Annotated in this window: 21 protein-coding genes and 1 pseudogene; 15 read left to right on the plus strand and 7 right to left on the minus strand. The window is 45.5% G+C overall.

All coding sequences use genetic code 11. From position 1 onward, the window contains the following. Positions 1 to 25 precede the first annotated feature (25 nt). From DXE33_RS09035 to thiL, 3 genes are read right to left on the minus strand one after another with little or no spacing between them, the layout of a single operon-like run. Positions 26 to 517, minus strand: coding sequence for a CinA family protein (locus DXE33_RS09035; RefSeq protein ID WP_114639572.1), 492 nt, complete (start codon positions 515 to 517; stop codon positions 26 to 28). Then, a complete protein-coding gene (locus DXE33_RS09040; protein ID WP_114639573.1) occupies positions 514 to 1089 on the minus strand; it encodes a phosphatidylglycerophosphatase A family protein in 576 nt (191 codons plus the stop codon). The genes DXE33_RS09035 and DXE33_RS09040 overlap by 4 nt, the downstream gene beginning before the upstream one ends. Continuing rightward, positions 1086 to 2111 carry a thiamine-phosphate kinase gene (thiL, locus tag DXE33_RS09045; protein ID WP_114639574.1) on the minus strand — a complete coding sequence of 342 codons (1026 nt, stop codon included), beginning with the start codon at positions 2109 to 2111 and terminating at the stop codon, positions 1086 to 1088. The genes DXE33_RS09040 and thiL overlap by 4 nt, the downstream gene beginning before the upstream one ends. 93 nt (positions 2112 to 2204) lie before the next feature. Between thiL and DXE33_RS09050 the strand changes: the two genes are divergently transcribed. Together DXE33_RS09050 and DXE33_RS09055 are read left to right on the plus strand one after the other, a co-directional pair. Beyond that, positions 2205 to 4526: an NADP-dependent malic enzyme gene (locus DXE33_RS09050; RefSeq protein WP_114639575.1), complete on the plus strand. Its 2322-nt coding sequence runs from the start codon at positions 2205 to 2207 to the stop codon at positions 4524 to 4526. 127 nt (positions 4527 to 4653) lie between these two features. Then, positions 4654 to 5274 carry a barstar family protein gene (locus tag DXE33_RS09055; protein ID WP_114639576.1) on the plus strand — a complete coding sequence of 207 codons (621 nt, stop codon included), beginning with the start codon at positions 4654 to 4656 and terminating at the stop codon, positions 5272 to 5274. A 33-nt stretch (positions 5275 to 5307) separates the two neighbouring features. Here DXE33_RS09055 and DXE33_RS09060 read toward each other — a convergent pair whose 3' ends face one another. Continuing rightward, a complete protein-coding gene (locus DXE33_RS09060) occupies positions 5308 to 6069 on the minus strand; it encodes a 16S rRNA (uracil(1498)-N(3))-methyltransferase (RefSeq protein ID WP_114639577.1) in 762 nt (253 codons plus the stop codon). A 44-nt stretch (positions 6070 to 6113) separates the two neighbouring features. Here DXE33_RS09060 and tkt point away from each other — a divergent pair, with 44 nt between their 5' ends. Together tkt and gap are read left to right on the plus strand one after the other, a co-directional pair. Next, a complete protein-coding gene (gene tkt / locus DXE33_RS09065; RefSeq protein WP_114639578.1) occupies positions 6114 to 8108 on the plus strand; it encodes a transketolase in 1995 nt (664 codons plus the stop codon). Between the two features lie 35 nt (positions 8109 to 8143). Continuing rightward, positions 8144 to 9172, plus strand: coding sequence for a type I glyceraldehyde-3-phosphate dehydrogenase (gene gap / locus DXE33_RS09070; RefSeq protein WP_114639579.1), 1029 nt, complete (start codon positions 8144 to 8146; stop codon positions 9170 to 9172). Between the two features lie 50 nt (positions 9173 to 9222). Here the strand turns inward: gap and fur are convergent, their stop codons facing one another. Then, the gene (gene fur, locus DXE33_RS09075; RefSeq protein ID WP_162785450.1) at positions 9223 to 9720 is read right to left on the minus strand and encodes a ferric iron uptake transcriptional regulator; all 498 of its coding nucleotides are present in this window, start codon (positions 9718 to 9720) and stop codon (positions 9223 to 9225) included. Positions 9721 to 9844: 124 nt separating this feature from the next. Between fur and DXE33_RS09080 the strand changes: the two genes are divergently transcribed. The 10 genes from DXE33_RS09080 to hemL all read left to right on the plus strand — a co-directional run bounded on the left by DXE33_RS09080 (position 9845) and on the right by hemL (position 20562). Next, the gene (locus DXE33_RS09080; RefSeq protein WP_408634188.1) at positions 9845 to 10498 is read left to right on the plus strand and encodes an outer membrane protein assembly factor BamE; all 654 of its coding nucleotides are present in this window, start codon (positions 9845 to 9847) and stop codon (positions 10496 to 10498) included. A 78-nt stretch (positions 10499 to 10576) separates the two neighbouring features. Further along, positions 10577 to 11380 carry a 4-hydroxy-tetrahydrodipicolinate reductase gene (gene dapB / locus DXE33_RS09085; protein ID WP_114639787.1) on the plus strand — a complete coding sequence of 268 codons (804 nt, stop codon included), beginning with the start codon at positions 10577 to 10579 and terminating at the stop codon, positions 11378 to 11380. Between the two features lie 19 nt (positions 11381 to 11399). Beyond that, positions 11400 to 14072: a leucine--tRNA ligase gene (gene leuS / locus DXE33_RS09090; protein ID WP_114639582.1), complete on the plus strand. Its 2673-nt coding sequence runs from the start codon at positions 11400 to 11402 to the stop codon at positions 14070 to 14072. 16 nt (positions 14073 to 14088) lie between these two features. Next, positions 14089 to 14616 carry an LPS-assembly lipoprotein LptE gene (locus tag DXE33_RS09095; RefSeq protein ID WP_114639583.1) on the plus strand — a complete coding sequence of 176 codons (528 nt, stop codon included), beginning with the start codon at positions 14089 to 14091 and terminating at the stop codon, positions 14614 to 14616. Between the two features lie 17 nt (positions 14617 to 14633). Next, entirely contained in the window at positions 14634 to 15695 is a 1062-nt protein-coding gene (gene holA, locus DXE33_RS09100; protein WP_114639584.1) for a DNA polymerase III subunit delta, read from the plus strand. 59 nt (positions 15696 to 15754) lie between these two features. Continuing rightward, positions 15755 to 17044: a glutamate-5-semialdehyde dehydrogenase gene (locus tag DXE33_RS09105; protein WP_114639585.1), complete on the plus strand. Its 1290-nt coding sequence runs from the start codon at positions 15755 to 15757 to the stop codon at positions 17042 to 17044. A 54-nt stretch (positions 17045 to 17098) separates the two neighbouring features. Then, a complete protein-coding gene (locus DXE33_RS09110; protein WP_114639586.1) occupies positions 17099 to 17524 on the plus strand; it encodes a CopD family protein in 426 nt (141 codons plus the stop codon). 30 nt (positions 17525 to 17554) lie between these two features. Further along, a complete protein-coding gene (locus tag DXE33_RS09115) occupies positions 17555 to 19006 on the plus strand; it encodes a THUMP domain-containing class I SAM-dependent RNA methyltransferase (RefSeq protein WP_114639587.1) in 1452 nt (483 codons plus the stop codon). A 53-nt stretch (positions 19007 to 19059) separates the two neighbouring features. Further along, on the plus strand, positions 19060 to 19230 hold the full coding sequence (locus tag DXE33_RS09120) for a rubredoxin (RefSeq protein ID WP_071464595.1): 171 nt from the start codon (positions 19060 to 19062) through the stop codon (positions 19228 to 19230). 39 nt (positions 19231 to 19269) lie between these two features. Further along, positions 19270 to 20562: a glutamate-1-semialdehyde 2,1-aminomutase gene (gene hemL / locus DXE33_RS09125; protein WP_114639588.1), complete on the plus strand. Its 1293-nt coding sequence runs from the start codon at positions 19270 to 19272 to the stop codon at positions 20560 to 20562. Between the two features lie 24 nt (positions 20563 to 20586). Here the strand turns inward: hemL and DXE33_RS10750 are convergent. Both DXE33_RS10750 and DXE33_RS09135 read right to left on the minus strand, forming a co-directional pair. After that, positions 20587 to 21427, minus strand: a pseudogene (locus tag DXE33_RS10750) (symmetrical bis(5'-nucleosyl)-tetraphosphatase). Between the two features lie 39 nt (positions 21428 to 21466). Beyond that, positions 21467 to 22939: a cryptochrome/photolyase family protein gene (locus tag DXE33_RS09135; protein ID WP_114639589.1), complete on the minus strand. Its 1473-nt coding sequence runs from the start codon at positions 22937 to 22939 to the stop codon at positions 21467 to 21469. A gap of 223 nt (positions 22940 to 23162) precedes the next feature. Between DXE33_RS09135 and DXE33_RS09140 the strand changes: the two genes are divergently transcribed. Then, complete coding sequence (locus DXE33_RS09140) at positions 23163 to 23825, plus strand: YdcF family protein (RefSeq protein ID WP_231970462.1); 663 nt, start codon at positions 23163 to 23165, stop codon at positions 23823 to 23825. Positions 23826 to 23879: the final 54 nt, after the last annotated feature.

Genomic DNA, 23879 nt, shown 5'->3' on the forward strand with positions numbered 1-23879 from the left:
TTCTGAGAAGGCAGAGCTAGTCCTGTTAGTTTTTCAGCAGCCTCAGTAACTCGCTCAGAACAAAATCACGCGCTTGCTCACGTACGCTTTGGCGGTCTCCAGTGAAGTGCATCGTTTTACTCAGCACACGGTTGCCAGAGTCTCCTCGAATCGCCCACCCAAAACATACTGTTCCAATCGGCTTTTCTATTGACCCGCCGCTAGGCCCAGCAATACCGGTAATGGAGATAGCGATATTGACTCCTGCTTGTACTTGGGCGCCCTCTGCCATGGCGATGGCTGTGGGCTCACTCACGGCGCCATGCATTTCAATTAACTTGGCTGGAATCCCTAAGTATGCAGACTTAGCCTCATTGCTGTAGGCTATAAAGCCACGTTCAAACCAATCGCTGGAGCCGGCTAGTTCGGTCAGTGCTGCACACACCAGTCCACCGGTGCAGGATTCGGCTGCCGCCATTTGCCAATTTCGAGAGCGCAATATTTCTGCTAATACTTTGATAGTCTCAATCGTGCTCATATCAGTCTCCATCCATTTTGTTGCATATAGAGTTGGAGTAAGGCGATGACTAAAAGTGTAAAAAATGCTGCAGCAAGGTCATCAACCATGATGCCAAATCCACGCCAAATGATTTGCCTGAAATTAGATGGTCCATCATGATGTTCAAGATCCTTAAAGTGACGATCAATCATGCCAATAGGACCTGGTTTGACTGCATCAAAAAACCGAAAGAGTGCAAATGCAATGATTTGTATCCAAATGCTGGTGGGCATGATCAAAATAAGAACGAGCCAAAAGGCTAGCATTTCATCCCAAACAATTCCGCCGAAATCTTTTTTACCAAGCTCCTCGCTCACTTGACCGCAGATCCAGCAGCCAAGTGGTATTCCGCCGACAATAATCCAAAAGATATCTTCGGTGGTGAAGAAGTGTTCGCCAATCAAGAATGCCGCCCAAGCCCAAAGGGTGCCAACTGTTCCTGGTGCTATGGGACTAAGACCGCTACCAAATCCGAACGCTAGCGTACGACTAGCAGTTTGAAGCATCCATTTAAAGCTAGGCTTTATTTCGGTGTGCACAAATTCAGTCATATTGCAAAGTGATTGAATGATTTTAGAAGTATGGCTGTTTGCGTCTCGTTTACGATACTGCCATCGGTATTGAAAAGACGGATTTCAGGAGTGTTGTTTTGAATAGGCACGATTTTGCCTATACGTGTCAATGGAAGATTGAATTCATTGCTGATCTTTAACAGATTAGCGCGATGACTTTCAGGTGCTGTGAAGCAAAGCTCATAATCATCGCCGCCACTCGCGGCGTATAGATTCTGGATTGAAATTTCTTGCTCTTGTAGTGTTGCCGATTTAGGGAGTTGATCTAAAACAATTTCAGCGCTTACTTCAGATTGGCGCAAGATATGTCTGAGGTCTCCAAGTAAGCCATCTGATATATCTAGAGCGGCGCTAGCAATTTCTCGTAAGCGTTTTCCAAGTTCTAATCTGGGCAACGGTTGATGCATTCGATTTTCAACCAGCTTTAGGGCCTTTTCAGTGAGGTGAATTTCATGACGCAGTGCAGCAAGTGTGAGGCGTGCGTCACCCAAAGTTCCCGAAACCCAAATATCATCATCAATTTTTGCGCCTGATCTGCGAATAGCTTTCCCGCTTGGAATGCTGCCAAATGCAGTAATCGAAATTGTGAGTGGGCCTGCGGTGGTATCGCCACCAATCAGTGGACAGGCAAACTGGTTTGCAAGATCCAACAAGCCCTTGGAAAACGCGCCTAGCCAAGCTTCATTGATTGCAGGTATGGAGATAGCTAGGGTAAAGCCAAGCGGGCTTGCCCCCATCGCTGCTAGGTCAGAAAGGTTTACTGCAAGAGCTTTGTGGCCTAGTTGTTCTGCATCCGTTTCTGCAAAAAAATGCCTGCCTTCAACCAGCATGTCGCTAGTAACGGCAATTTCTTCGCCGACAGGGGGGTTAATAAGGGCGCAGTCATCACCAATACCTAGTTTTAGAGTAAGGTATGAGTTTTTGAAGAGGGGATTGGCCCTCGTTTTGAAAAAACGATCAATCAGGTCAAATTCCCCAAGGGGGCTAGGTTGGGAATGCATGTCTCATTTTATGGCTCTTAGGAGTACGGTGTCCGAGAGGAATAGAATTAAAGTCTAATAAAACTGATATAAAACGAGTTAGCGAGTTAGTTGATGAGCAAAGAAAACAATAAAGAACAGCAAATTGCAGCCCTCAGAGAAGCTGCCCTTCATTATCACGAGTTTCCAGTTCCCGGAAAGATTGAAATTGCCCCGACCAAGCAACTCACGAATCAGCGAGACTTGGCGCTTGCATATACCCCTGGAGTAGCGGCACCTTGCGAAGAGATTGTTAAAGACCCGGCCAATGCTTTTAAGTACACAGCGCGTGGAAACTTAGTAGGCGTGATTACCAACGGCACAGCTGTCCTTGGCCTTGGAAATATTGGCCCTCTTGCGAGTAAGCCGGTAATGGAAGGCAAAGCAGTACTGTTTAAGAAATTTGTAGGTATCGATGTTTTTGATATTGAAGTCAATGAAAGCGATCCTGAAAAGTTGGTAGAAATTATTGCGGCTTTAGAGCCAACATTTGGTGGCATCAACTTAGAAGACATTAAGGCTCCGGACTGTTTTGTGGTTGAGCGCAAGTTACAAGCTCGCATGAAGATTCCAGTCTTTCATGATGATCAACATGGCACAGCTATTGTGGTTGCTGCCGCCATCCTCAATGGCTTGAAGGTAGTTGGCAAAGAGGTTGGTGATGTGAAATTGGTTACCTCTGGTGCCGGGGCAGCCGCACTAGCGTGCTTGGATTTATTGGTTGACTTAGGTATTCAGCGTAAAAATATTTGGGTAACCGACCTTGCTGGCGTGGCATATAAAGGCCGCAAAGAATTAATGGATCCAGAGAAGGAGCCCTTTTGCCAAGAAACAGATTTGCGTACCCTAGATCAAGTGATTGAAGGTGCGGATATATTCTTGGGTCTTTCTGCTGGTGGCGTTCTCAAGCAAGAGATGGTTAAAAAGATGGCTGATAAGCCATTGATTTACGCTTTGGCAAATCCAACCCCAGAAATTCTTCCGGAAGAAGTAAAGCTCGTTCGTCCTGATGCGGTGATGGCAACTGGGCGTACTGATTATCCAAATCAAGTTAATAACGTCTTGTGTTTCCCATTTATTTTCCGCGGAGCTCTTGATGTTGGTGCAACCACCATTACTCGTGGCATGGAAGTCGCTGCTGTAAAGGCAGTAGCAGAGTTAGCGCAAGCCGAGCAAAGCGAAGTAGTCACCTCAGTGTATGGAATTGAAAACCTTTCCTTTGGTCCTGAATACTTAATCCCAAAACCATTTGATCCGCGATTAATTACGGTAATTGCCCCTGCAGTAGCTAAAGCTGCAATGGATGATGGCGTAGCATCTCGTCCAATCAAAGATTTCGATGCATATCGCAATCAGTTACAGCAATTTGTGTATCACTCTGGCACTTTGATGAAGCCTCTCTTTAGTATTGCCAAGAGGGTACCTGCCAATCAAAAACGCATCGTCTTTGCTGAAGGTGAAGATGAGCGGGTATTGCGTGCAGTGCAAATTATTCTTGATGAAAACTTGGCAACCCCAATATTGATCGGCCGTCCTGCTGTTATTGAACATCGTATCGAAAAGTTTGGTTTGCGTATGAAGGCGGGTGATGATTTTGAGATCGTCAATCCTGAAAATGATTCGCGCTTTCGTGATTTTTGGCAAACCTACCTCGCACTAACAGAACGCAAAGGTGTGACCCAATCATTTGCTAAGTTAGAAGTACGTCGCCGCAATAGTTTGATTGGTAGTTTATTGATTCAAAAGGGCATGGCTGATGGCATGATTTCTGGTACGGTAGGTAATTTGGCTACGCACCTCAAGTATGTCGATGAAGTGATTGGTCGTGAGCCAGGTGCAAATGTGTATGGAGCAATGTCCGGCCTGATTTTGCCTGGCCGCCAAGTCTTCTTGGTTGATACTCATATCAATATCGATCCAACTGCAGAACAATTATCAGAACTAACTATGATGGCTGCAAGCGAAATGCGTAAATTGAGCTTGGTTCCTAAAGTCGCCCTGTTATCGCATTCAAACTTTGGATCGAGCAACGCCCCATCTGCAGTCAAAATGCGCCAGGTATTAGCTCTGTTGAAAAATGCAGATCCGACTCTCGAAGTTGATGGAGAGATGCATGGTGATAGCGCATTGGATGCAAGTATCCGCGAAGGTGCCGTGTCTTCATCCACCCTAAAGGGCGATGCGAATCTTTTGGTGCTTCCAAATATCGATGCTGCAAACATTTCCTATAACTTACTGAAGACGGCTGCGGGCAATGGTATTGCGATTGGACCTCTGTTGTTAGGTGTTGCCAAACCTATTCACATATTGACTCCAGCTGCGACAGTTCGCCGGATCGTGAATGTGACGACTTTGGCTGTTGTAGAGGCTGCAAGCAACGCCAGAGGCATTACTTAAGCCCTAGAATTTATGTAAGTTAGTAAAAACTTACATAAATTAATATTATATAAATCAATAGTTTATAGAAAATGCACTGTATTTGGGCTTGATTTGATGGCGTGTTAGGGGTAACCTAGCACCCATCATGAATAATCGCTATGAAAACATCAATACAGCAAGCTTTGAAGAAAATAGTCGCGCTGAAAGTTGGGATAGTAATGATCGTCTAGAAATAGAGTCATCTGCTGCCAATGTCTATGCTCAGGGCGGTTTATCTCGTTTACAAACCTATGCAGCAAATCAGGTGTCGGGGAAAAAAGTGACAGCTTCTTGGCGTGCCGCTTTAGCAGTTCGCGATGCCGGACCTCCGGCTATGTTGCGCAGTGTGCGTACCAATATCGTGCAATCGATACGTGCTTTCCGGACTCCAGATCTGCAGGAAGCAGCAACTGAGCTTGGTCAGCATTTTATTTACGCCAATTGCGTTAATGCAATGACCAAGGGCGAAGTACTTGAAGCTATTGCTATTGCTTACTCCTTCACCAAGCAACAGGCTAAGAACTTTGATCCCCTATTAGATGCCTTGACTACTACTACTGATAAGGCTGGCCAGCAGCCTGGATTTGTAGTGGTGCTTGAAGGGCTACCATGTACACAGAAATTTGATAAAGAAGCTCGTGAAACCTTGTTAGATGTTTTCCGTGATGCCGTGGATTACTGGGCTGAGCGTCGCACGCCTTATCGTGTGTTCTATTCTTTCGCGTAATCCAGTTAGTTTTTAAGTTCCTAAAAATCGCCTCTATTTGAGGCGATTTTGCATTTCCGGATTCCAAACGCTGTGAACTGCAGAGATTGCCACTACGCCAGCCGTTTCAGTGCGAAGAACACGCTCTCCCAGTGAAACAATTTGGTAACCTGCAGCTTGTGCTTGTGCTTCTTCTTGCGGGGAATGACCACCTTCCGGTCCAATCATCAGGATGATGTCTTGTGGGTCAGATTCAATTAACACTGAATATAGACTTTTGGTGGCATCTGGGCTCAAGAGAAGTTTTAGGGCTGGCTTTCCGCTATCACTTAAATATGCTTCAAAGGTTTGAATTGGCTCCAATTTGGCTAGGACGGTTCGGTCACATTGTTCACATGCGGCTTGAATAATCCCCTCCCAGTGGGATAGGCGTTTTTGAGCCCGATCCTGATCGCTTGGACGGGTTAATTTGAGGATCGAGCGTTCGCACTGCATCGGTGTAATGATTTGGGCACCAGTTTCTACCGCTTTTTCAATGATCCAATCCATTTTGTCGCTCCCGGCTAAGCCTTGGGCCAAAGTAATGGCATACGGGGTTTCGCGATGGGTATCAGTGCGAATGTCGCTGAGCTGGGCTAAACCACTTTTTCCACTCAAAGAAAGTAGTTCAGCCTTGGCTACAAGCCCCTTTCCATCGAATACCGGGAAGGATTCGCCGGTTTGGATGCGTCGAACGCGCAAGTGATGGGCAACCTCAGGGGTGAGGGTGGTCGGCTTTTGGAATTCCCATGGTCCGGGAAGATAAAATTGAGGCATTACTGAAATATAGCCAATTTATTTTCCTAGAGACCACTTTTACGATGTCAAACCTTCAAATTCGTATGGCCAATGCCATCCGCGCCTTATCTATGGATGCAGTACAACAGGCAAATTCAGGACACCCTGGTATGCCAATGGGTATGGCTGATATTGCTGTTGGATTATGGAATGAGCATTTAAAACACAACCCAACTGATCCCCGCTGGATTGATCGTGATCGTTTTGTTTTATCAAATGGCCACGGCTCTATGTTGTTGTACTCACTCTTGCATTTGACTGGCTATGACTTGCCAATGGAAGAGTTAAAAAATTTTCGCCAGCTGCATAGCAAAACTCCAGGACACCCTGAGTATGCAATTACACCAGGAGTAGAAACGACCACCGGCCCTTTGGGCCAAGGCATCTCTAATGCAGTGGGTATGGCATTGGCTGAAAAATTATTGGCCGAAGAATTTAATCGCCCCGGCCACAACATCATTGATCACCACACCTATGTATTTTTGGGTGATGGTTGTTTGATGGAAGGCATCAGTCATGAAGTGTGTTCTTTAGCTGGAACGCTGAAACTCAACAAGCTGATTGCTTTGTGGGATGACAATGGTATTTCAATCGATGGCAAGGTGGTTTCTTGGTTTAACGAAGATACCCCAACACGTTTTGAGGCTTATGGCTGGAACGTCATTCGTGGCGTTGATGGTCATGATGCAGAGGCGGTATCGGCCGCTATTGCTAATGCCAAAAAGAGTGATAAACCAACTCTGATCTGCTGCAAGACTGCGATTGGCCAAGGTTCACCGTATATGGCTGGCAGCGATAAGGTACACGGTTCACCATTGGGTGTCGCTGAGATTGCTGCAACCCGTGTTGTATTGAATTGGCCGTATGCACCTTTTGAAATTCCAAAAGATATTTATGCTGCTTGGGATTTTAAAAAGCGCGGCCAAGCAGCGGAACATGAATGGAATAAAGAATTCCAAAAATATAAAAATAAATTCCCAAAACTTGCTTCTGAATTGCAACGTCGTATGCAAGGGGACTTGTCGACAGACTTTGCAGAAACGCTAAATGCCTATCTCAAGACCTGCCAAGCAAAATCGGAAACTGTGGCAACCCGTAAGGCAAGTCAAAATGCAATAGAAGCACTTGCGCCTGTATTGCCAGAATTTATGGGCGGCTCTGCAGACTTAACCGGTTCTAACTTGACGAATTGGTCTGCCTGCAAACCGGTTCGCGCCGATCAGTGGGGCAACCACATAAACTATGGTGTACGTGAATTTGGTATGAGCGCGATCATGAATGGGATTGCCTTGCATGGCGGCTACATCCCATTTGGCGGAACTTTTTTAACCTTCTCAGATTACAGCCGCAATGCCTTGCGTATGGCTGCTTTAATGAAGTTGCGCAGCATTTTTGTATTCACTCATGACTCCATTGGCTTGGGTGAAGATGGCCCAACCCACCAGTCGGTGGAGCACGTTGCTAGCTTGCGTTTAATCCCAAATCTCATGGTTTGGCGTCCGTGCGATACCACTGAGAGTGCAGCAGCTTGGGGCGCAGCAATTGAACGTAAAAATGGCCCTAGTGCGTTGATTTTTAGTCGTCAAAATTGCCCATTTGTTTCTCGTACGCCTAAGCAAATCAAAGATATTGCTCGTGGAGGCTATGTATTACGTGATCCAAAGTTAGGCAAGATTGATGCAGTCATTATTGCAACTGGTTCCGAAATTGCCTTGGCACTACAAACTGCAGAGCAGTTAGATAAAGAAGGTTTGGGTATTCAAGTGGTTTCAATGCCGTCAACTACGGTCTTTGATCAACAAGATGCAGCTTATAAAGCAAAAGTTTTACCTGCAAACATTCCGCGTATTGCGGTTGAAGCTGGTGTGACTGATTTCTGGTGGAAGTATGGTTGTGCCGCAGTGCATGGTGTGGACACCTTCGGTGAGTCTGCGCCAGCGCCTGTGCTGTATGAGCATTTCGGTTTAACTACAGATTACATTACCAAGACGGTAAAGCAATGCATCGCGCAGAAGTAATGGGCAATAAATTTAATATTAGCTAGGGGAAATCAATGACAATTCGTGTCGCAATTAATGGTTATGGTCGTATCGGACGCATGGTTTTGCGTGCTTTGTATGAAGATCAAGTCAACGGTAAGCCACGTCGTGATATCAAGATCGTTGCAATTAATGCCATGGGCGATATCGCAATCAATGCCCATCTAACCCAGTATGACTCTGCTCACGGCCGTTTTCCTGCAGACGTTTCTGTTGATGGCGACTGCATGGTGGTCAATGGCGATCGCATCAAAATGTTCTGCACACGTAACCCAGCTGAGACACCTTGGGGTGAGTTGGGTGTAGATTTGGTATTGGAATGCACTGGCAAATTTACTTCCAAAGAAAAAGCCATGATTCATATTGAGCAGGGCGCGAAAAAAGTATTGATTTCTGCTCCTGGGGAAAAAGATGTGGATGCCACCATCGTTTATGGTGTAAACCAAAACGTTCTGAAGCCAAGCGATGTGGTTGTTTCTAATGCAAGTTGCACTACAAACTGTTTGGCACCATTGGTTAAGCCATTGTTAGAAAAGATTGGTATCGAATCTGGCTTGATGACAACAATTCACGCTTTTACTAATGATCAAGTTTTAACCGATGTGTACCACAAGGATATGCGTCGCGCGCGTTCTGCTGTTAGTAGCATGATCCCCACAAAAACTGGTGCGGCTAAAGCAGTTGGTTTGGTGTTGCCTGCGCTTGCCGGTCGTTTTGACGGTTTTGCGATGCGAGTACCAGTGATTAACGTGTCTGTTGTGGATCTCACATTTGCAGCAACTCGCGTTACTAGCGTGGATGAGGTGAATTCGATCCTCAAGATTGCAAGTGAGGGTGAATTAAAAGGCATTTTGGGATTTAATACCCTGCCACTAGTCTCCATCGACTTTAATCATGATCCGCGCCCAAGTATTTATGACGCTTCTCAAACTCGTGTATCTGCTGACGGTAAGTTAGTCAAAGTATTGGCTTGGTATGACAATGAATGGGGCTACTCAGTTCAAATGCTCAACGCAGCAGAAGCATTAATGGCTGTAAAGTGATTAAAAGTTCTTAAAAGTTTTTAAAAGTAGCTAAATAGTAAAAAAGACCTCTATTTGAGATCTTTTTTACTATTATGGGTTCTGAAAAACCCTCTAATAGACTTATTTCTGCAGTTTTTCTTCTGGCAATGGCCATACATCGCTAGTGAATGCTCCTGGAGCTTAAATCCAAGGGATTTGGCGATATCACGTTGCCTTTTTTCAATCGCTTCATCGACAAATTCCTCTACATGCCCGCAATCGAGGCAAACCAAGTGGTCATGATGTCGACCTTCATTGAGCTCATAGATAGCGCGGCTATCACCTTTGCTGGACTCAAAATGGCTTCGAAGCAGTAGGCCCGCCTGCTCAAACTGGCTTAGCACCCGATAAACCGTTGCTAAGCCAATTTCCTGGTCATCCTTGGCCAAGGCCATGAACACATCTTCGGCGCTGAAGTGGGTACCGCCATTCTGATGAAAAAAATCCAGAATTTTCATGCGCGGGCCAGTCGCTTTGAGGCCAATGTCACGCAAATTTTCGGGTGTAGGGTTTTGAGTCGTATTCATTGCTTTGGGAGCTAAAATCAATGTCTTAATGATACGGCCAGCCATGCAAAATTGCCTCGAACTTTTTAGTCGTTTTTTTCACCCCCTGCAAAAGGGGGATTTGTCCCTTGCTAGGGTATTTACAGTGGTTGTTACCATTTCTGGTCTTCTAGCTCTTGGAGGTTGTTCTTCAGCGGTTGACGACACTCAGCGCGCCTGGATGAATAAAATTTTTAGGCCATACGTTCCTGATGTTGTTCAAGGTAATTTCATTTCCAGCGAACAATATGCCAAGTTGCAGTTGGGCATGACTCGCGAACAAGTTCGCCAAATTTTAGGCACACCATTGTTGGCTAGTTATTTCCATGCTAATCGTTGGGATTACGTTTTTGAATTTAAGCGTAGCGGTCAACGCGTTGGGGCAGAACGTCACGTTACTGTGTACTTTGACGGCGATAAATTAGTGAAGTTTGAGGGTGACGCGTTGCCAACTGAAGTTGAATTGGTTGCAGAGATTGATAATTACTCTAAAACAAAACGCTCTTTCTGGGATGTGATGACCGGCTCCAATAAGCCGCCAGTAACACCACCTCTGCAGCAGCCTGAAGTAATGGTGCCTAGCAAGGCAGATAATTTACCGGCCGGAGTGGCCGTTCCTGCGGTCCCCGCTGAAAGTAAAAGCTCATTCTGGGAATTTTTTAGTTTTTCAAAAAAACCAGCGGATGGACAGTCTTTACCGCAGTCCGAAACTTTGGGGCCAGGCGCTTTAAATACTCCACCAGCTTCAGAGGTGAAGTAGTAAATCTGACTTTTGTATCGATGCTCCGGTAGTGGAAGGCATCCTAAAAAATTTTTATGAGAAGTGATGACACAGATGATGAAGATAGCAATTGCCGGATCAACAGGCCGCATGGGAAAAATGTTGATTGAGGCTGTTCTTAATGTAGCTGATTTTCAACTGGTTGGCGCGCTTGAGCATCCCTCATGCCCTCTATTAGGTGAGGATGCGGGCGCTTTCTTGGGCAAGAAAACAGGAGTAATTATTTCTTCGGATGTTGCTGCAGTCCTGGCTAATGCTCAGTTTCTGATTGACTTCACTAGACCAGAAGGCACGATGGCTCACTTGGCTGTAGCGGAAAAAACGGGGACCAAAATGATTATTGGAACTACCGGTTTAAATCAAGATCAAATTACCAGCCTACAAAAAGCATCAGAAAAGCTAGCCATTGTTTTCGCTCCGAATATGAGCGTAGGTGTTAACGCAACTTTCAAGCTACTGGAGATTGCTGCCAAGATGCTCAATCAAGGTTACGACATTGAAGTGATTGAAGCGCATCATCGACACAAAGTAGATGCGCCTTCTGGCACTGCACTCAAGATGGGTGAAGTCATTGCAGAAGCGCTTGGCGAAAATCTCGAGGATGTTGCGGTATATGCGCGTGAAGGACATACCGACGAGCGCAAAGAAGGCTCTATTGGTTTTGCAACCATTCGAGGGGGCGATATTGTTGGTGATCACACGGTCTTATTTGCTGGTGATGGTGAGCGTATAGAGATCAGTCATAAGTCATCAAGTCGTCAGTCATATGCTCAGGGTTCTTTGCGTGCAGCCCGTTTTCTACAGAACCAAGCAACCGGTCTATATGACATGCAGGATGTATTAGGTTTACGTAAACAATAGAAGAAAAGAGTTGTCTTGAATGAGTAAGGATTACGACTACCGCAGCATTGAAGCGGCGGCACAGGCTGACTGGGAGAGTGCGCAGGTTTATCAGGTTACCGAGAATGCTATCGATTCAAATGGAAAACTGAAGCCAAAGTATTACGCCTGTTCTATGTTGCCCTACCCATCCGGTAAATTGCATATGGGGCACGTGCGCAACTACACCATCAATGATGTCATGGCACGACAGTTACGTATGCAAGGTTATAGCGTTTTGATGCCAATGGGCTGGGATGCTTTTGGTATGCCCGCTGAAAATGCAGCTATTCAGAATAAAGTGCCCCCAGCTAAATGGACCTACGACAACATTGCTTACATGAAAAAGCAAATGGCCGCGATGGGTTTGGCGATCGACTGGTCACGCGAGATTGCTACTTGTAGTCCTGACTACTATCGCTGGAATCAATGGCTATTTTTGAAAATGCTTGAAAAAGGGATTGCTTATCGCAAGACCCAAGTAGTTAATTGGGATCCAATTGACCAAACAGTACTTGCAAACGAGCAGGTGATTGATGGCCGTGGCTGGCGCTCGGGTGCCTTGGTCGAGAAGCGCGAGATTCCAGGCTACTACTTAAACATCACTGCCTATGCAGAGCAGTTGCTATCTGGTTTGGAGAGCCTGGGTTGGCCCGAGCGTGTCAAGACGATGCAGCAAAACTGGATTGGCAAGAGTCGCGGCGTTCGCTTTGCCTTTAAGCATGAGATTGATGATGAGCATGGCAACTTCATTCAAGATGGTTTGTTGTATGTTTTCACGACGCGTGCTGACACTATTATGGGTGTGACATTTTGTGCGGTGGCCGCGGAGCATCCATTAGCGGCTAAGGCAGCTCAAAATAATCCAGCACTGGCAGCATTTATTGAGAAATGTAAAACAGGTAGCGTGATTGAGGCTGATTTAGCTACCCAAGAAAAAGAGGGTATGTTTACCGGGCTGTACGTCACACATCCATTGACTAATGAGCCTATCCCGGTTTGGGTTGGTAATTATGTGCTGATGTCTTATGGCGATGGTGCGGTGATGGGTGTACCAGCCCATGATGAGCGTGATTTTGCTTTTGCTCTTAAATATGATTTACCAATCAAACAAGTGATTGCGTTCAAGGGTGAGTCACCAATGTTTAATGCAACGCGTTGGGAAGATTGGTACGCGCAAAAAGAGGGTGTGGTTTGCTTGAATAGCGATCAGTACGATGGCTTGTCTCATGAAGAGGCTGTCAGCGCAGTTGCTAAAGATCTTGAAAAGATGGGTATCGGCGCAATCAAGACGACCTATCGTTTGCGTGATTGGGGAATTTCTCGTCAGCGTTACTGGGGAACACCCATTCCAATTATTCATTGCGGTGATGACAAGAATCCGGGATGTGGTGCTGTTCCGGTCCCTGAGGCAGATTTACCGGTAGTGCTACCAGAAGATTGCGTTCCAGATGGTAGCGGTAATCCTCTCAATAAGCGTGCTGACTTTTTGAATGTGAACTGCCCTCAGTGCGGAAAGCCAGCTCGTCGCGAGACAGACACAATGGATACCTTTGTTGATTCATCTTGGTATTTCATACGCTATACAGGTCCAAACGCAAAGACAATGGTCGACGAGCGGAATGAATATTGGATGCCAATGGATCAGTACATTGGCGGTATTGAACATGCCATTTTGCATTTACTCTATGCTCGCTTTTGGACTAAGGTCATGCGCGATTTGAATTTGATTCATTTTGATGAGCCATTTCAAAATTTATTAACGCAAGGAATGGTACTCAACGAAACGTATTATTCCGAAGAGGCATCAGGCAAAAAAACTTGGCTCAATCCTTTGGATGTGGAACTAGAGCTTGATGAAAAAGGTCGTCCACAAGGCGCTAAGATCAAGGGCGACACCACTGGTACCCCCGTCATGATTGGCGGCGTGGAGAAGATGTCCAAGAGTAAAAATAATGGGGTTGATCCACAAGCCTTGATTGATCAGTACGGCGCCGATACCGCTCGATTGTTTGTGATGTTTGCAGCTCCTCCTGAGCAACAGCTGGAGTGGTCGGGTGCCGGTGTTGATGGCGCATCTCGTTTCTTGCGTCGCGTATGGATGTATTCATGCAGTCAAGCGAATGCTATTCGTGAAGCTGGTGATATATTGTCTGCGAACTTAAGTGATACTGAAAAGGAATTGCGTCGTGAAGTGCATTCCATCCTCAAGCAAGCTAATTTTGACTATCAGCGTCGCCAATACAACACCGTGGTTTCTGCGGCCATGAAAATGCTCAATGTTCTCGAGCCAATCAAGTTGGATCAAGTTACGAATATTAGCGCGCCAGTATTGCGGGAGTGCCTCAGTATTCTTCTGCGCATTCTCTATCCAGTAGTGCCGCATTTAACCCATGTACTATGGAAGGACATAGGCTTTGCTAAGAGCTTTGGTCCACTTTTAGATGCCCCTTGGCCTCATGTAGATGAAGCTGCATTAGTTCAAACTGAAATTACCTTAATGCTGCAAATTAATGGCAAGCTTCGTGGAGAGGTAAAAGTTCCGGCCGATGCTAGCAAAGAGCAAGTTGAAGCTCTAGCCTTGGAAAGCGAGCCAGCAACAAAGGCTTTAAATGGTGGCGCACCGAAGAAGGTGATTGTGGTGCCTGGTCGTTTGATTAATATTGTTGCCTAATCGAATAGAAATCCACATGAGCGTTAATCTTCCTAGACGAACACTTCTTAGCTTCATTGCTAGCGTACCCTTAAGTGGATTGATCGCTTGTGGATATCGTTTGCGTGGAATGGTGGACTTACCATTCACGGCAATTGCAATTACTGGAAATCCTTCTCCACCCCTGCGTGCAGATATTCAGACATCGATTTTGACGGGAACTGGTGCCAAAGTGGCCATTAGCCCCAAAGATGCCGATTTAATTTTGGAAATCACAAACGATATTAGCGGCCGCGAGATTTTGGCATATAACTCAGCAGATCAGGTATCCGCTTATCGTTTGAATATTCGTGTTGGATTTAGAGCTTACGACTTAGCGGGAGCTGATGTTGTACCAGAGAGTGAGATCTACATGACTCGCGATATGGATTTCTCTAACACTACCGTTTTGGCAACCGATGTACAGCAACAACAATTTTTATCTTTAATGCGTAAGGATCTAGCCGTTCAGATTTTGCGCCGCGTTTCTGCTGCTGCTCTTTCACCGCAAGCGAAATCTTTCTAAAGAAAGATGCTGACCGCATGGTTAAAGTAGATGCTCTGCAAACCCATCTCAAAGCCTTGAGTTCGGGTACTGCAATGCTCCCCCTTTATGTATTTAGTGGTGATGAGCCTTTGCTGATGATGGAAGCAATGGATCAGTTGCGACTAGCTGCTAAGAAATTAGGTTTTACAGAGCGTGAGGTTTTGCTGCAAGAGCACGGATTTGATTGGAGTGCTCTCATGAGCGCCGGTCAAACGATGTCTTTATTTGGCGATAAGCGTTGGGTAGAGCTGCGGATTCCAACGGGTAAGCCTGGGCGTGATGGTGCGGATGCATTAAAGCAATTTGCCGCACAGATTGAATCGCAAATCAACCCACCCGAAGGGCCGGGTACCGTGGTGTGCATTATTTTGCCAAGACTCGATGGCAAAACAAAAACCTCTGCTTGGTTTACTGCCTTAGATGAAGCCGGTATGGCCATTCAGATTGATTCTTTGGATCGTTCACATTTGCCGCATTGGATTTCTGGAAGGCTAAAAAAACAACAACAAGAGGTAGAACCAGGCCCAGAGGGTCGACGTGCGTTGGATTTTATCGCTGACCAGGTTGAGGGCAATTTAATTGCTGCCCACCAAGAAATTCTCAAATTAGGTTTGTTATATCCCGCTGGGGTGTTGACTGAAGAGCAAGTTCGCTCATCGATATTAAAGGTTGCGCGTTATAACGTCTTTGAGTTGACTGAAGCAATGCTAGCAGGTGATTTGCCAAGATTAAATCGTATGCTGGATGGCCTAAAAGGAGAGGGTGAGCCCTTAGTGCTGATTCTCTGGAGCGTAATTGAAGAGCTTAGGCTACTATCTAAACTAAAGGCTGCCAGTGACGCTGGCGAGTCTGTGCAGCAGTTAATACGAGCTAATCGTATTTGGGGAAACAAAGAGCGTTTATACCCAGCTGCGCTCAGACGGGTGCAGCCCTTGAAATTGCGTAAAGCAATGCAGGTAGCTGCTGGATTAGATCGCCAAGTAAAGGGTTTGAAGGCTAGTGAGTTGCCGCCTGATCCCTGGGATGGTTTGCGCTTAGTTGGAAATTTATTGCGGTAAGCATTGTTAAAAGTAGAGCAAAAATACAGATTTAGAAAGTTAGGAATATGAGTACTGAGATGAGCACTGAGAAATCTTCTGCAATTCATGAATTGATGCAAGAGATTGGTCAGCGAGCACGCAATGCATCGCGTGCAGTTGCTCGTGCATCAAGCGAGCAGAAGAATCAGGCCTTATTGCATATTGCCAAGCTAGTTTGTGAAAAAACTGAGCAGATTCAAAAAGTAAATCAAGTAGACGTTGAGCGCGCTAAAGCCAATGGCCAAGATGCCGCATTCGTAGATCGTCTGACGATGACTCCTAAGACGATTGAAATCATGGCTTTAGGTTTAGAGCAGATCGTAAATCTAGAGGATCCTATTGGAAAAATTACGCCATTACAAAAACAAGCCTCTGGTATTGAGATTGGCCAGATGCGGGTTCCCCTCGGTGTAATAGGCATCATTTACGAATCTAGGCCTAATGTCACGATTGATGCTGCGGCATTGTGTTTAAAGTCAGGTAACGCGGTAATTTTGCGTGGCGGTTCAGAAGCAATCGACTCCAATACTTTGTTAGCTCAGATCATTCAAGAAGGCTTAACTGCCGCTGGCTTGCCTAAGGATGCTGTTCAGGTGGTGACAACTACTGATCGCAGCGCTGTCGGTGCGATGATCACGATGACTCAATACATCGATGTGATTGTGCCGCGTGGAGGTAAGAGCTTGATTGCGCGCCTAATGGCCGAAGCCCGCGTGCCCATGATTAAGCATTTAGATGGAATTTGCCATACCTACATTGATGCCGAGGCTGATGTTGCGATGGCTATCAAGGTATGTGATAACGCTAAGACACAACGATACGCACCATGTAATGCAATGGAAACCTTATTGGTGAATAAAGATATTGCTCCAAAGGTGTTACCAAGTCTTTGCAAAATTTATCAAGATAAAGGCGTGGAGCTCAGGGTTGATTCACTGACGCGCTCTACTTTAGAGGCGAATGGCTTTCAGAATTTAGTGGATGCCACAGAGGAGGATTGGCATACTGAATACCTGGCGCCAATTTTGTCGATTAAGACAGTAGCCGATATGAATGAGGCAATAAATCATATCGAGCGCTATGGTAGTAAACATACCGATGCGATTATTACGAATAATCAGGCACAAGCGAATCGCTTCTTGCGTGAAGTCGATAGTGCTAGCGTGATGGTCAACGCCAGCACTCGCTTTGCAGATGGTTTTGAATATGGTTTGGGCGCAGAAATTGGTATTTCTAATGACAAGCTGCATGCTCGGGGTCCTGTTGGTCTAGATGGCCTGACGTCCTTAAAGTATGTAGTGATGGGTCATGGCGAGATTCGTGCTTAATAGAGTGCTAATGGACTCAACAGTGAATTCAGCAAGGATATAAGTAAATCATTCATGGCAAATGCATACCTTTGGGTAAAAACTCTTCATATCGTCATGGTTACTTCATGGTTTGCGGGCCTGTTTTACCTGCCTCGTATTTTCGTGAACTTAGCTGATGAGAAAAATCCAGAAGTCTATCCTCGACTTCTGGGGATGGCCGATCGCCTCTTTCGTTTTATGACTATTTTGGCTGTGCCGGCAGTCATTCTAGGTTTATTACTCTGGCTATTTTTTGGTATCGGTATCGGTAATGCCTGGATGCATGCCAAACTCTTTTTTGTCGTGTTGGTCATTGGTTATCACCATGCATGCTGGAGTTTATTAAAGAAGTTTCGTTCTGGTAGCAACACTAGGTCAGGTGTCTGGTATCGCTGGTTCAACGAAGTTCCGGTTATTTTGTTGTTGGTGATTGTTGCTCTGGTCATTTTTAAGCCTTGATTTTGGTTTCCTTTTTAGACTGTTAGCCCCATGAGATTTTTTGTTGTTTGCCCAGGCGGTTTGGAAGTACCACTCGCACAGGAGTTAGCGGAGATTTCGCAGCGTCCGGATTGCAAGGCCTTGGGTACTTGGGTGATAGATCCAACTCCAACTAGCCCAACCGGCGGTATTGGTTTGGCTGGCCCAATCTCAGCAACAATGGCCCTGAATTTGCATTCGCGTATTGCAAGTCGCGTCTTAATGCAAATGGCACAAGCCCCCTACAGACAAGAGGATGACCTATATAAATTGACTAGCGGTTTGGCATGGGAAGATTGGTTTGGCTCCAAACAAACTTTGCGGGTTGATGTCACAGCACATCGCTCTCCTTTGAAGAGTTTAAATTTTGCAACACTCAAAATTAAAGATGCCATTGTGGATCGTCTGCGTGATGTCACAGGCGATCGTCCAAGTATTGATACAGCCTTTCCAGATGTACGGGTTCAGGCTCATCTCACTGCTACCCAAGTCACAATTTATTTAGACACCTCGGGTGAAGCGTTGTTTAAAAGGGGTTGGCGCGATGAAAAAGGCGATGCTCCTCTAAAAGAAAACTTAGCTGCTGGAATTCTATCGATTACAGGTTGGAAGCCTGGTCAAACACTATTTGACCCAATGTGCGGTAGCGGAACATTTTTAATTGAAGCCGCACAGATGGCGCTTGCTATACCTCCGGGCGCTATTCGCTCGGGAATGTATGGGGATGAGGTCAAGCCTAGTCGCTTAGCCTATCGTCCTCTAGTGACTTCTTCTCATGGCTTTGGTTTTCAAAGGCTTAAGCCTTTTCAAGAAGCTGCCGAGCAAAAGCGTTGGACAGCTTTAAAAGAATCTTCTTTAAATGAGATTTTAGAAAAGCGGAAGAGCTATCCTGATGCCAAATCCTTGGAGATTAGTGGCGGCGATATTAACGAGAAGTTAGTTTTGATGTTTAAGGGTAATTGGCAAAGAGCGCAGTTGCCAGATCAACCGGTCGTGCGCCAGATTGATGCGCTCGTTAGTAAGCCTCCGGGCAATCAGGGTGGGGTGATGCTATTGAACCCGCCCTATGGAGAGCGCCTGGTGATTAAGGGTGGACGTGGTCAGGATCGTGCAAGCAAAGCCGCTGACTATGAAACTGAGGAGCCTGAAAATCGCTTCGAGCTCAATCTTGAAACTGGTCGCCAAAGCGCCAAACGTTCAAGTCGTGAGTCCTTGAAAAAATTGCAGGCACAAGAAGAGCAAGACCCCAAGTTTGTAGAATTTTTGCGTCAGTTCGGGCAACACTTAAAAGATGCATTTGGTGGCTGGAATGTATTTGTCTTAACTGTGGATATGGCGCTACCTGGACAGCTTCGCATTAAGGAATCTAAGCGCACCCCTTTATTTAATGGTTCTTTGGAGTGTCGCTTATTTAAGTTTGAAATGCACCTTAAGCCTTCCATCTCTTCTGTATCACAAGACTGATGAGTGCTTAAAATGGTCACCTTGAAATACATGAAATTTCGGAGAATGAAGTAATGGAATTTAAAACCTATATGTGTTTAATTTGCGGCTGGGTTTACGATGAAGCTGCTGGTTTGCCTGATGAAGGTATTGCGCCAGGAACACTTTGGAAAGACGTGCCAATGAACTGGACATGCCCAGAGTGTGGTGCTCGTAAAGAAGACTTTGAAATGATGGCAATTTAACTTTGAAATTGCTTTAAAAAGAAATAGATTGAGAAAATAGTGAGTCAAAACGACGTTTTATTCGAGCGGGCACAAAAGACCATTCCTGGAGGAGTCAATTCACCTGTGCGTGCTTTCCGTCAAGTAGGCGGTACACCCCGTTTTGTCACTAAAGCTAAAGGCCCTTATTTTTGGGATGCCGACAATACACGTTATATCGACTTAATCATGTCTTGGGGTCCCATGATTGTTGGACATGCCAATTCTGAGGTGGTAGAGGCTGTACAAAAAGCAGCAGAAACAAGTTTTAGCTATGGCGCTCCAACTGAAGGTGAAATCGAGTTAGCCGAACGCATTTGCGCTTTGATGTCGAGTGTTGAGCAAGTACGCATGGTATCGAGCGGTACTGAAGCGACTATGAGCGCTCTGCGTTTGGCGCGCGGCTACACTGGTCGTGATCTGATAATTAAATTTGAGGGATGCTATCACGGCCATGCAGACAGTTTGCTTGTCAAAGCAGGTTCTGGCTTGTTAACGTTTGCAGACTCTACACAAAATGCTCCTTCATCCGGCGGCGTTCCACAGGATTTAGTGAAGCATACACTTGTTTTGCCTTACAACGATGTTGAAGCAATTGAGGCGGTATTTAAGCAGCAGGGCGATCAAATTGCTGCTGTGATTATTGAACCGATTGCAGGCAATATGAATTTGATTCAACCATCAAAGACTTTTTTGAGTGCTGTTCGGAATTTGACGAGCCAGTATGGCAGCGTCTTAATTTACGATGAGGTGATGACTGGTTTTAGGGTCGCTCTTGGTGGTGCGCAATCTTTGCAAGGAATCATTCCAGATCTCACTTGCTTGGGTAAAGTGATGGGTGGCGGTATGCCGATGGCTGCATTTGGGGGTAAAAAAGAAATCATGTCGAAGTTAGCTCCCTTGGGCAATGTTTATCAGGCCGGGACTTTGTCGGGGAATCCTGTTGCGGTAGCTGCTGGTTTAAAAACGCTGGAGATTGTCTCTCGTGATGGCTTTTATGAGCACCTGACCGGTCAAACTGAGAAGTTGATGATTGGCTTAAAGCAAGCTGCTGATAAAACTGGTATTCCGTTTGCAGTCGATAGTGTTGGTGGCATGTTTGGATTTTATTTTGCCGATGCGGTGCCTAATTCTTATGAGGCGGTTACTAAAACTAATATCGAGGCGTTTAAAAAATTCTTTCACTTAATGTTAGATGAGGGTGTTTACTTAGCGCCGTCTGCGTACGAGGCGGGATTTACTTCAATTGCCCACGATAATGATGTGATTGCAGCAATTATTGCTGCTGCAAACAAATCATTTGCTAAGTTGTAAGCAAAACCTGTAGTGAATGGGTAATTACATGCGAAGTGGATGGTTATAGCCAGCCACTTGGATGATTTTGGATTTTTTAGAATCACGATTGCTGTTCGATATTTCCATGGCGGTCAGTTTTCCGCCCCAGACACAACCTGTATCCAGGCCGACAACATTGTGATCTCGCAATAGCCCTAGTGTTGACCAGTGACCAAAATAAATCACAGTATCTTTGGTTTTTCTCTTAGGGGCCTTGAACCAGGGAATATAGCCCTTAGGGCCATTTTCTAGTCCCTGGGCGCTATCAAATTCCATAAGACCGCTAGGAGTGCAAAAGCGTAATCTAGTTAATGCATTGGTGATTACGCGTAAACGCTCATAACCCTTCAGTGAATTGCTCCATTTATTTGACGTATTACCATACATATTGCCTAAAAAATCTTTATAGGATTTGCTACGCAGAGTTTTTTCTACTTCTTGAGCACACTCAATAGTCTGCTGCAAATCCCATTTGGGGAGCACTCCTGCATGCACCATGAGAACATTCCCATCGCTCAAAGCCATTGGGCGCTTTCGTAACCAGTTGATCAATTCTCGGCGATCTGGGGGCCTTTAAGATATTCGCAACAGTATCTAGCCCTTTTGTTTTTCGAATACCTGCATCTATCGCCAGGAGATGTAAATCATGATTACCCAAAAGACATTCTGCCCGACCGGATTCTTGCAATTTTTTGAGCTGGCGCAATGCGCCCAAAGAATCTGGTCCGCGATTCACTAGGTCTCCCAAGAAAATCATCTTGGAATTGGGCGGTAATTTCTTGACCAGGGCTTTTAGTGAGGGCGCGCATCCTTGTACGTCCCCAATAGCGAATATCTTGCTCATGCTCTATTTTAAAACGGAATGGCGAATCATCAATATTGGCTAAGCAATTTTTTTGACAACGCTGTAGCGCACCAAAGTTTTCTTGCGAGCTTCATCATGGTCTACTACTGGTAGCGGGTAATCGCGCCCCAGCGTAATGCCTGCTGCCTCGAGCTCAATATGACCAGCCTTCCAAGGAGCATGGATAGACTTCTTAGAAAGCTTTTCTAATTGCGGTAAATAGCGACGAATAAATTTACCTTTTAGATCAAACTTTTCAGATTGAGTGATGGGGTTAAATATGCGGAAATAAGGCTGCGCATCGCATCCAGAAGACGATGCCCATTGCCAACCACCATTGTTTGATGAAAGCTCAAAGTCATTTAAATGCTCAGCAAAATAGGCCTCGCCCCAGCGCCAATCAATTCCTAAATCTTTCGTCAAAAAGCTCGCAACCACCATTCTTAAGCGGTTATGCATATAACCACTTTGATTGAGTTGATGCATGGCTGCGTCAACTAAGGGGTAGCCGGTTTTGCCTTCGCGCCAAGCGGTAAATAATTTTTTGGCTATAGCTCCGCTTTCCCAGACAATATTGTCGTAATCGGGTTTGAATGATGCGCCTTGCGCCAAGCGAGGGTGATTAGCCAAAATCATGAAATAGAAATCACGCCAAATCAGTTCGCTTAACCAAATCGTAGCACCCATGCTGCCAGCTAGCATGCGACGATGCGCCTCTCTCACTAAGCCACGAATGGAGAGCATGCCAAAACGTAGGTGCGTTGATAGATAGCTCACCCCCTTAATGGCGGGGAAGTCTCTGCCAACTTGGTACTGATCAATGCGAGAAAGAAAGTCTTCCAAAAATACTTGACCACCCTTAGAGCCTGGCGGAAGGTAGCTCTCAATCCCCGTCGGGCAAAAGCCCATGGATTCTAAGGATGGGAATGGCAGATCCAATTGTTTAGGAATCTCAGCATATTGACCGGCTTTGGGTTCGCACTCATAAGCCGCCAAATCTTTTTCTTGCAAGGTCTTGAGCCAATTATTTTTGTAGGGAGTAAAGATTGAGAAAACCGTATTAGAGTTTGTCAAAATTTCTTTTTTCTCAAAAATGACCTGATCTTTAAAACTCTCAAAACGGATATCTAAATTTTCTAAAGATTTTTGAATGGCTTCATCACGAGCAATTGCAGATGGCTCATAGTCATGATTAGTAAAAACAGTTTTTGCACCAAGTTCACTGGCAATCTGTGGAATGCAGTCGATGGGTTTACCAAAGCGCACAATCAATCCGCCACCGAGTTGGCGCAACTCTTCATCGATTTGCTTTAAGCCCTGCCATATGAAGTCAACACGGCGATCATGCTTGAGGCCTTTTGGGTCTAATTCCCCTTTGAGTAATGGCTCGAGAATATCGGTATCAAATATGAAAGCAAGCCATACCTGCTGACTTTCCTTGAGCGCGTGATGAAGCGCTGCATTGTCATGCAGGCGGAGATCTCGACGGAGCCAAACGAGTGCTTTTTGCATAGCCCCTATATTAGGGCCAATTGGCCGAATGTGTTGGAAGCGCTTTCATGTAAGCAGGTTAAAATCCTATTTAACGATGGATACGATCTTTTTTATTATCTCGAAAGTAGCGCAGTTCTGTATTGAGCCACTGAACTGGGTCATTATTTTTGTTTTACTAAGCCTATTGTTCTTATCCCTTCGAAAGTCACATTTGTGTCGTAGGTTTTTGATTTTGGCGCTAATGGATTTATTAGTCGTGGGGTGGTTGCCAAGCTCGGAATTACCCCTAAGAAGTCTTGAGGATGCAGTAGGCAAGTCTTCTTTGGCTAATCTTTCTGAGGATGAAATTGGGGGCATCATTATTTTGGGTGGTGCGATTGAAGGCGGCCAGATTGCTCTCGATCGCGGGGAGATCTCTATCTACTCTTCGGCAGAGAGAGTGACAAAAGCGTTTGAGCTCATTCGTAAGTTTCCAAATTTGCCGTTTATCTTCAGTGGCTACTCTGGGCGACTGAATCCCAAGGGGATATCAGAAGCAGATGCTTTTAAGCAACTAATTGCCGAACAAGGATTGCCGGATAAGAACGCGCACTGTGAAAATCAGTCGCGTAATACTTATGAGAATGTGCTGTACATGAAGCCAATGATTGAAAATTTGGGCTCCAAAACTGAGGCGCAAGCTCTAAAGCCTTGGCTCATCATTACCTCTGCCTCATCTATGTACCGTTCAGCCAAGATCTTTGAAAAACAGGGAATAGCCATAATTCCGGTGCCGGTCGATTATCAGACGGCAAATCAGCCACAATGGCGCTCTTTTGATCTTGAGGATGGTGCAAAAAACTGGAATCGCTTGATGCACGAGCTGGTTGGGCTTTTGGCTTATTGGATTACCGGAAAAATCTAGATATTCGGTAAAATGAAGCTATATGACTACGGCCAAAAAAAAAGCAAGCCCCCT

Source organism: Polynucleobacter necessarius (assembly GCF_900096765.1).
Taxonomy (GTDB): domain Bacteria; phylum Pseudomonadota; class Gammaproteobacteria; order Burkholderiales; family Burkholderiaceae; genus Polynucleobacter; species Polynucleobacter necessarius_F.

What these genes read in the sequence shown, in the direction of transcription:
- DXE33_RS09035 (WP_114639572.1), bottom strand. Translation starts at nt 517, where the DNA reads ATGAGCACGATTGAGACTATCAAAGTATTAGCAGAAATATTGCGCTCT.
- DXE33_RS09040 (WP_114639573.1), bottom strand. Translation starts at nt 1,089, where the DNA reads ATGACTGAATTTGTGCACACCGAAATAAAGCCTAGCTTTAAATGGATG.
- thiL (WP_114639574.1), bottom strand. Translation starts at nt 2,111, where the DNA reads ATGCATTCCCAACCTAGCCCCCTTGGGGAATTTGACCTGATTGATCGT.
- DXE33_RS09050 (WP_114639575.1), top strand. Translation starts at nt 2,205, where the DNA reads ATGAGCAAAGAAAACAATAAAGAACAGCAAATTGCAGCCCTCAGAGAA.
- DXE33_RS09055 (WP_114639576.1), top strand. Translation starts at nt 4,654, where the DNA reads ATGAATAATCGCTATGAAAACATCAATACAGCAAGCTTTGAAGAAAAT.
- DXE33_RS09060 (WP_114639577.1), bottom strand. Translation starts at nt 6,069, where the DNA reads ATGCCTCAATTTTATCTTCCCGGACCATGGGAATTCCAAAAGCCGACC.
- tkt (WP_114639578.1), top strand. Translation starts at nt 6,114, where the DNA reads ATGTCAAACCTTCAAATTCGTATGGCCAATGCCATCCGCGCCTTATCT.
- gap (WP_114639579.1), top strand. Translation starts at nt 8,144, where the DNA reads ATGACAATTCGTGTCGCAATTAATGGTTATGGTCGTATCGGACGCATG.
- fur (WP_162785450.1), bottom strand. Translation starts at nt 9,720, where the DNA reads ATGAATACGACTCAAAACCCTACACCCGAAAATTTGCGTGACATTGGC.
- dapB (WP_114639787.1), top strand. Translation starts at nt 10,577, where the DNA reads ATGAAGATAGCAATTGCCGGATCAACAGGCCGCATGGGAAAAATGTTG.
- leuS (WP_114639582.1), top strand. Translation starts at nt 11,400, where the DNA reads ATGAGTAAGGATTACGACTACCGCAGCATTGAAGCGGCGGCACAGGCT.
- DXE33_RS09095 (WP_114639583.1), top strand. Translation starts at nt 14,089, where the DNA reads ATGAGCGTTAATCTTCCTAGACGAACACTTCTTAGCTTCATTGCTAGC.
- holA (WP_114639584.1), top strand. Translation starts at nt 14,634, where the DNA reads ATGGTTAAAGTAGATGCTCTGCAAACCCATCTCAAAGCCTTGAGTTCG.
- DXE33_RS09105 (WP_114639585.1), top strand. Translation starts at nt 15,755, where the DNA reads ATGAGCACTGAGAAATCTTCTGCAATTCATGAATTGATGCAAGAGATT.
- DXE33_RS09110 (WP_114639586.1), top strand. Translation starts at nt 17,099, where the DNA reads ATGGCAAATGCATACCTTTGGGTAAAAACTCTTCATATCGTCATGGTT.
- DXE33_RS09115 (WP_114639587.1), top strand. Translation starts at nt 17,555, where the DNA reads ATGAGATTTTTTGTTGTTTGCCCAGGCGGTTTGGAAGTACCACTCGCA.
- DXE33_RS09120 (WP_071464595.1), top strand. Translation starts at nt 19,060, where the DNA reads ATGGAATTTAAAACCTATATGTGTTTAATTTGCGGCTGGGTTTACGAT.
- DXE33_RS09135 (WP_114639589.1), bottom strand. Translation starts at nt 22,939, where the DNA reads ATGCAAAAAGCACTCGTTTGGCTCCGTCGAGATCTCCGCCTGCATGAC.
- DXE33_RS09140 (WP_231970462.1), top strand. Translation starts at nt 23,163, where the DNA reads ATGGATTTATTAGTCGTGGGGTGGTTGCCAAGCTCGGAATTACCCCTA.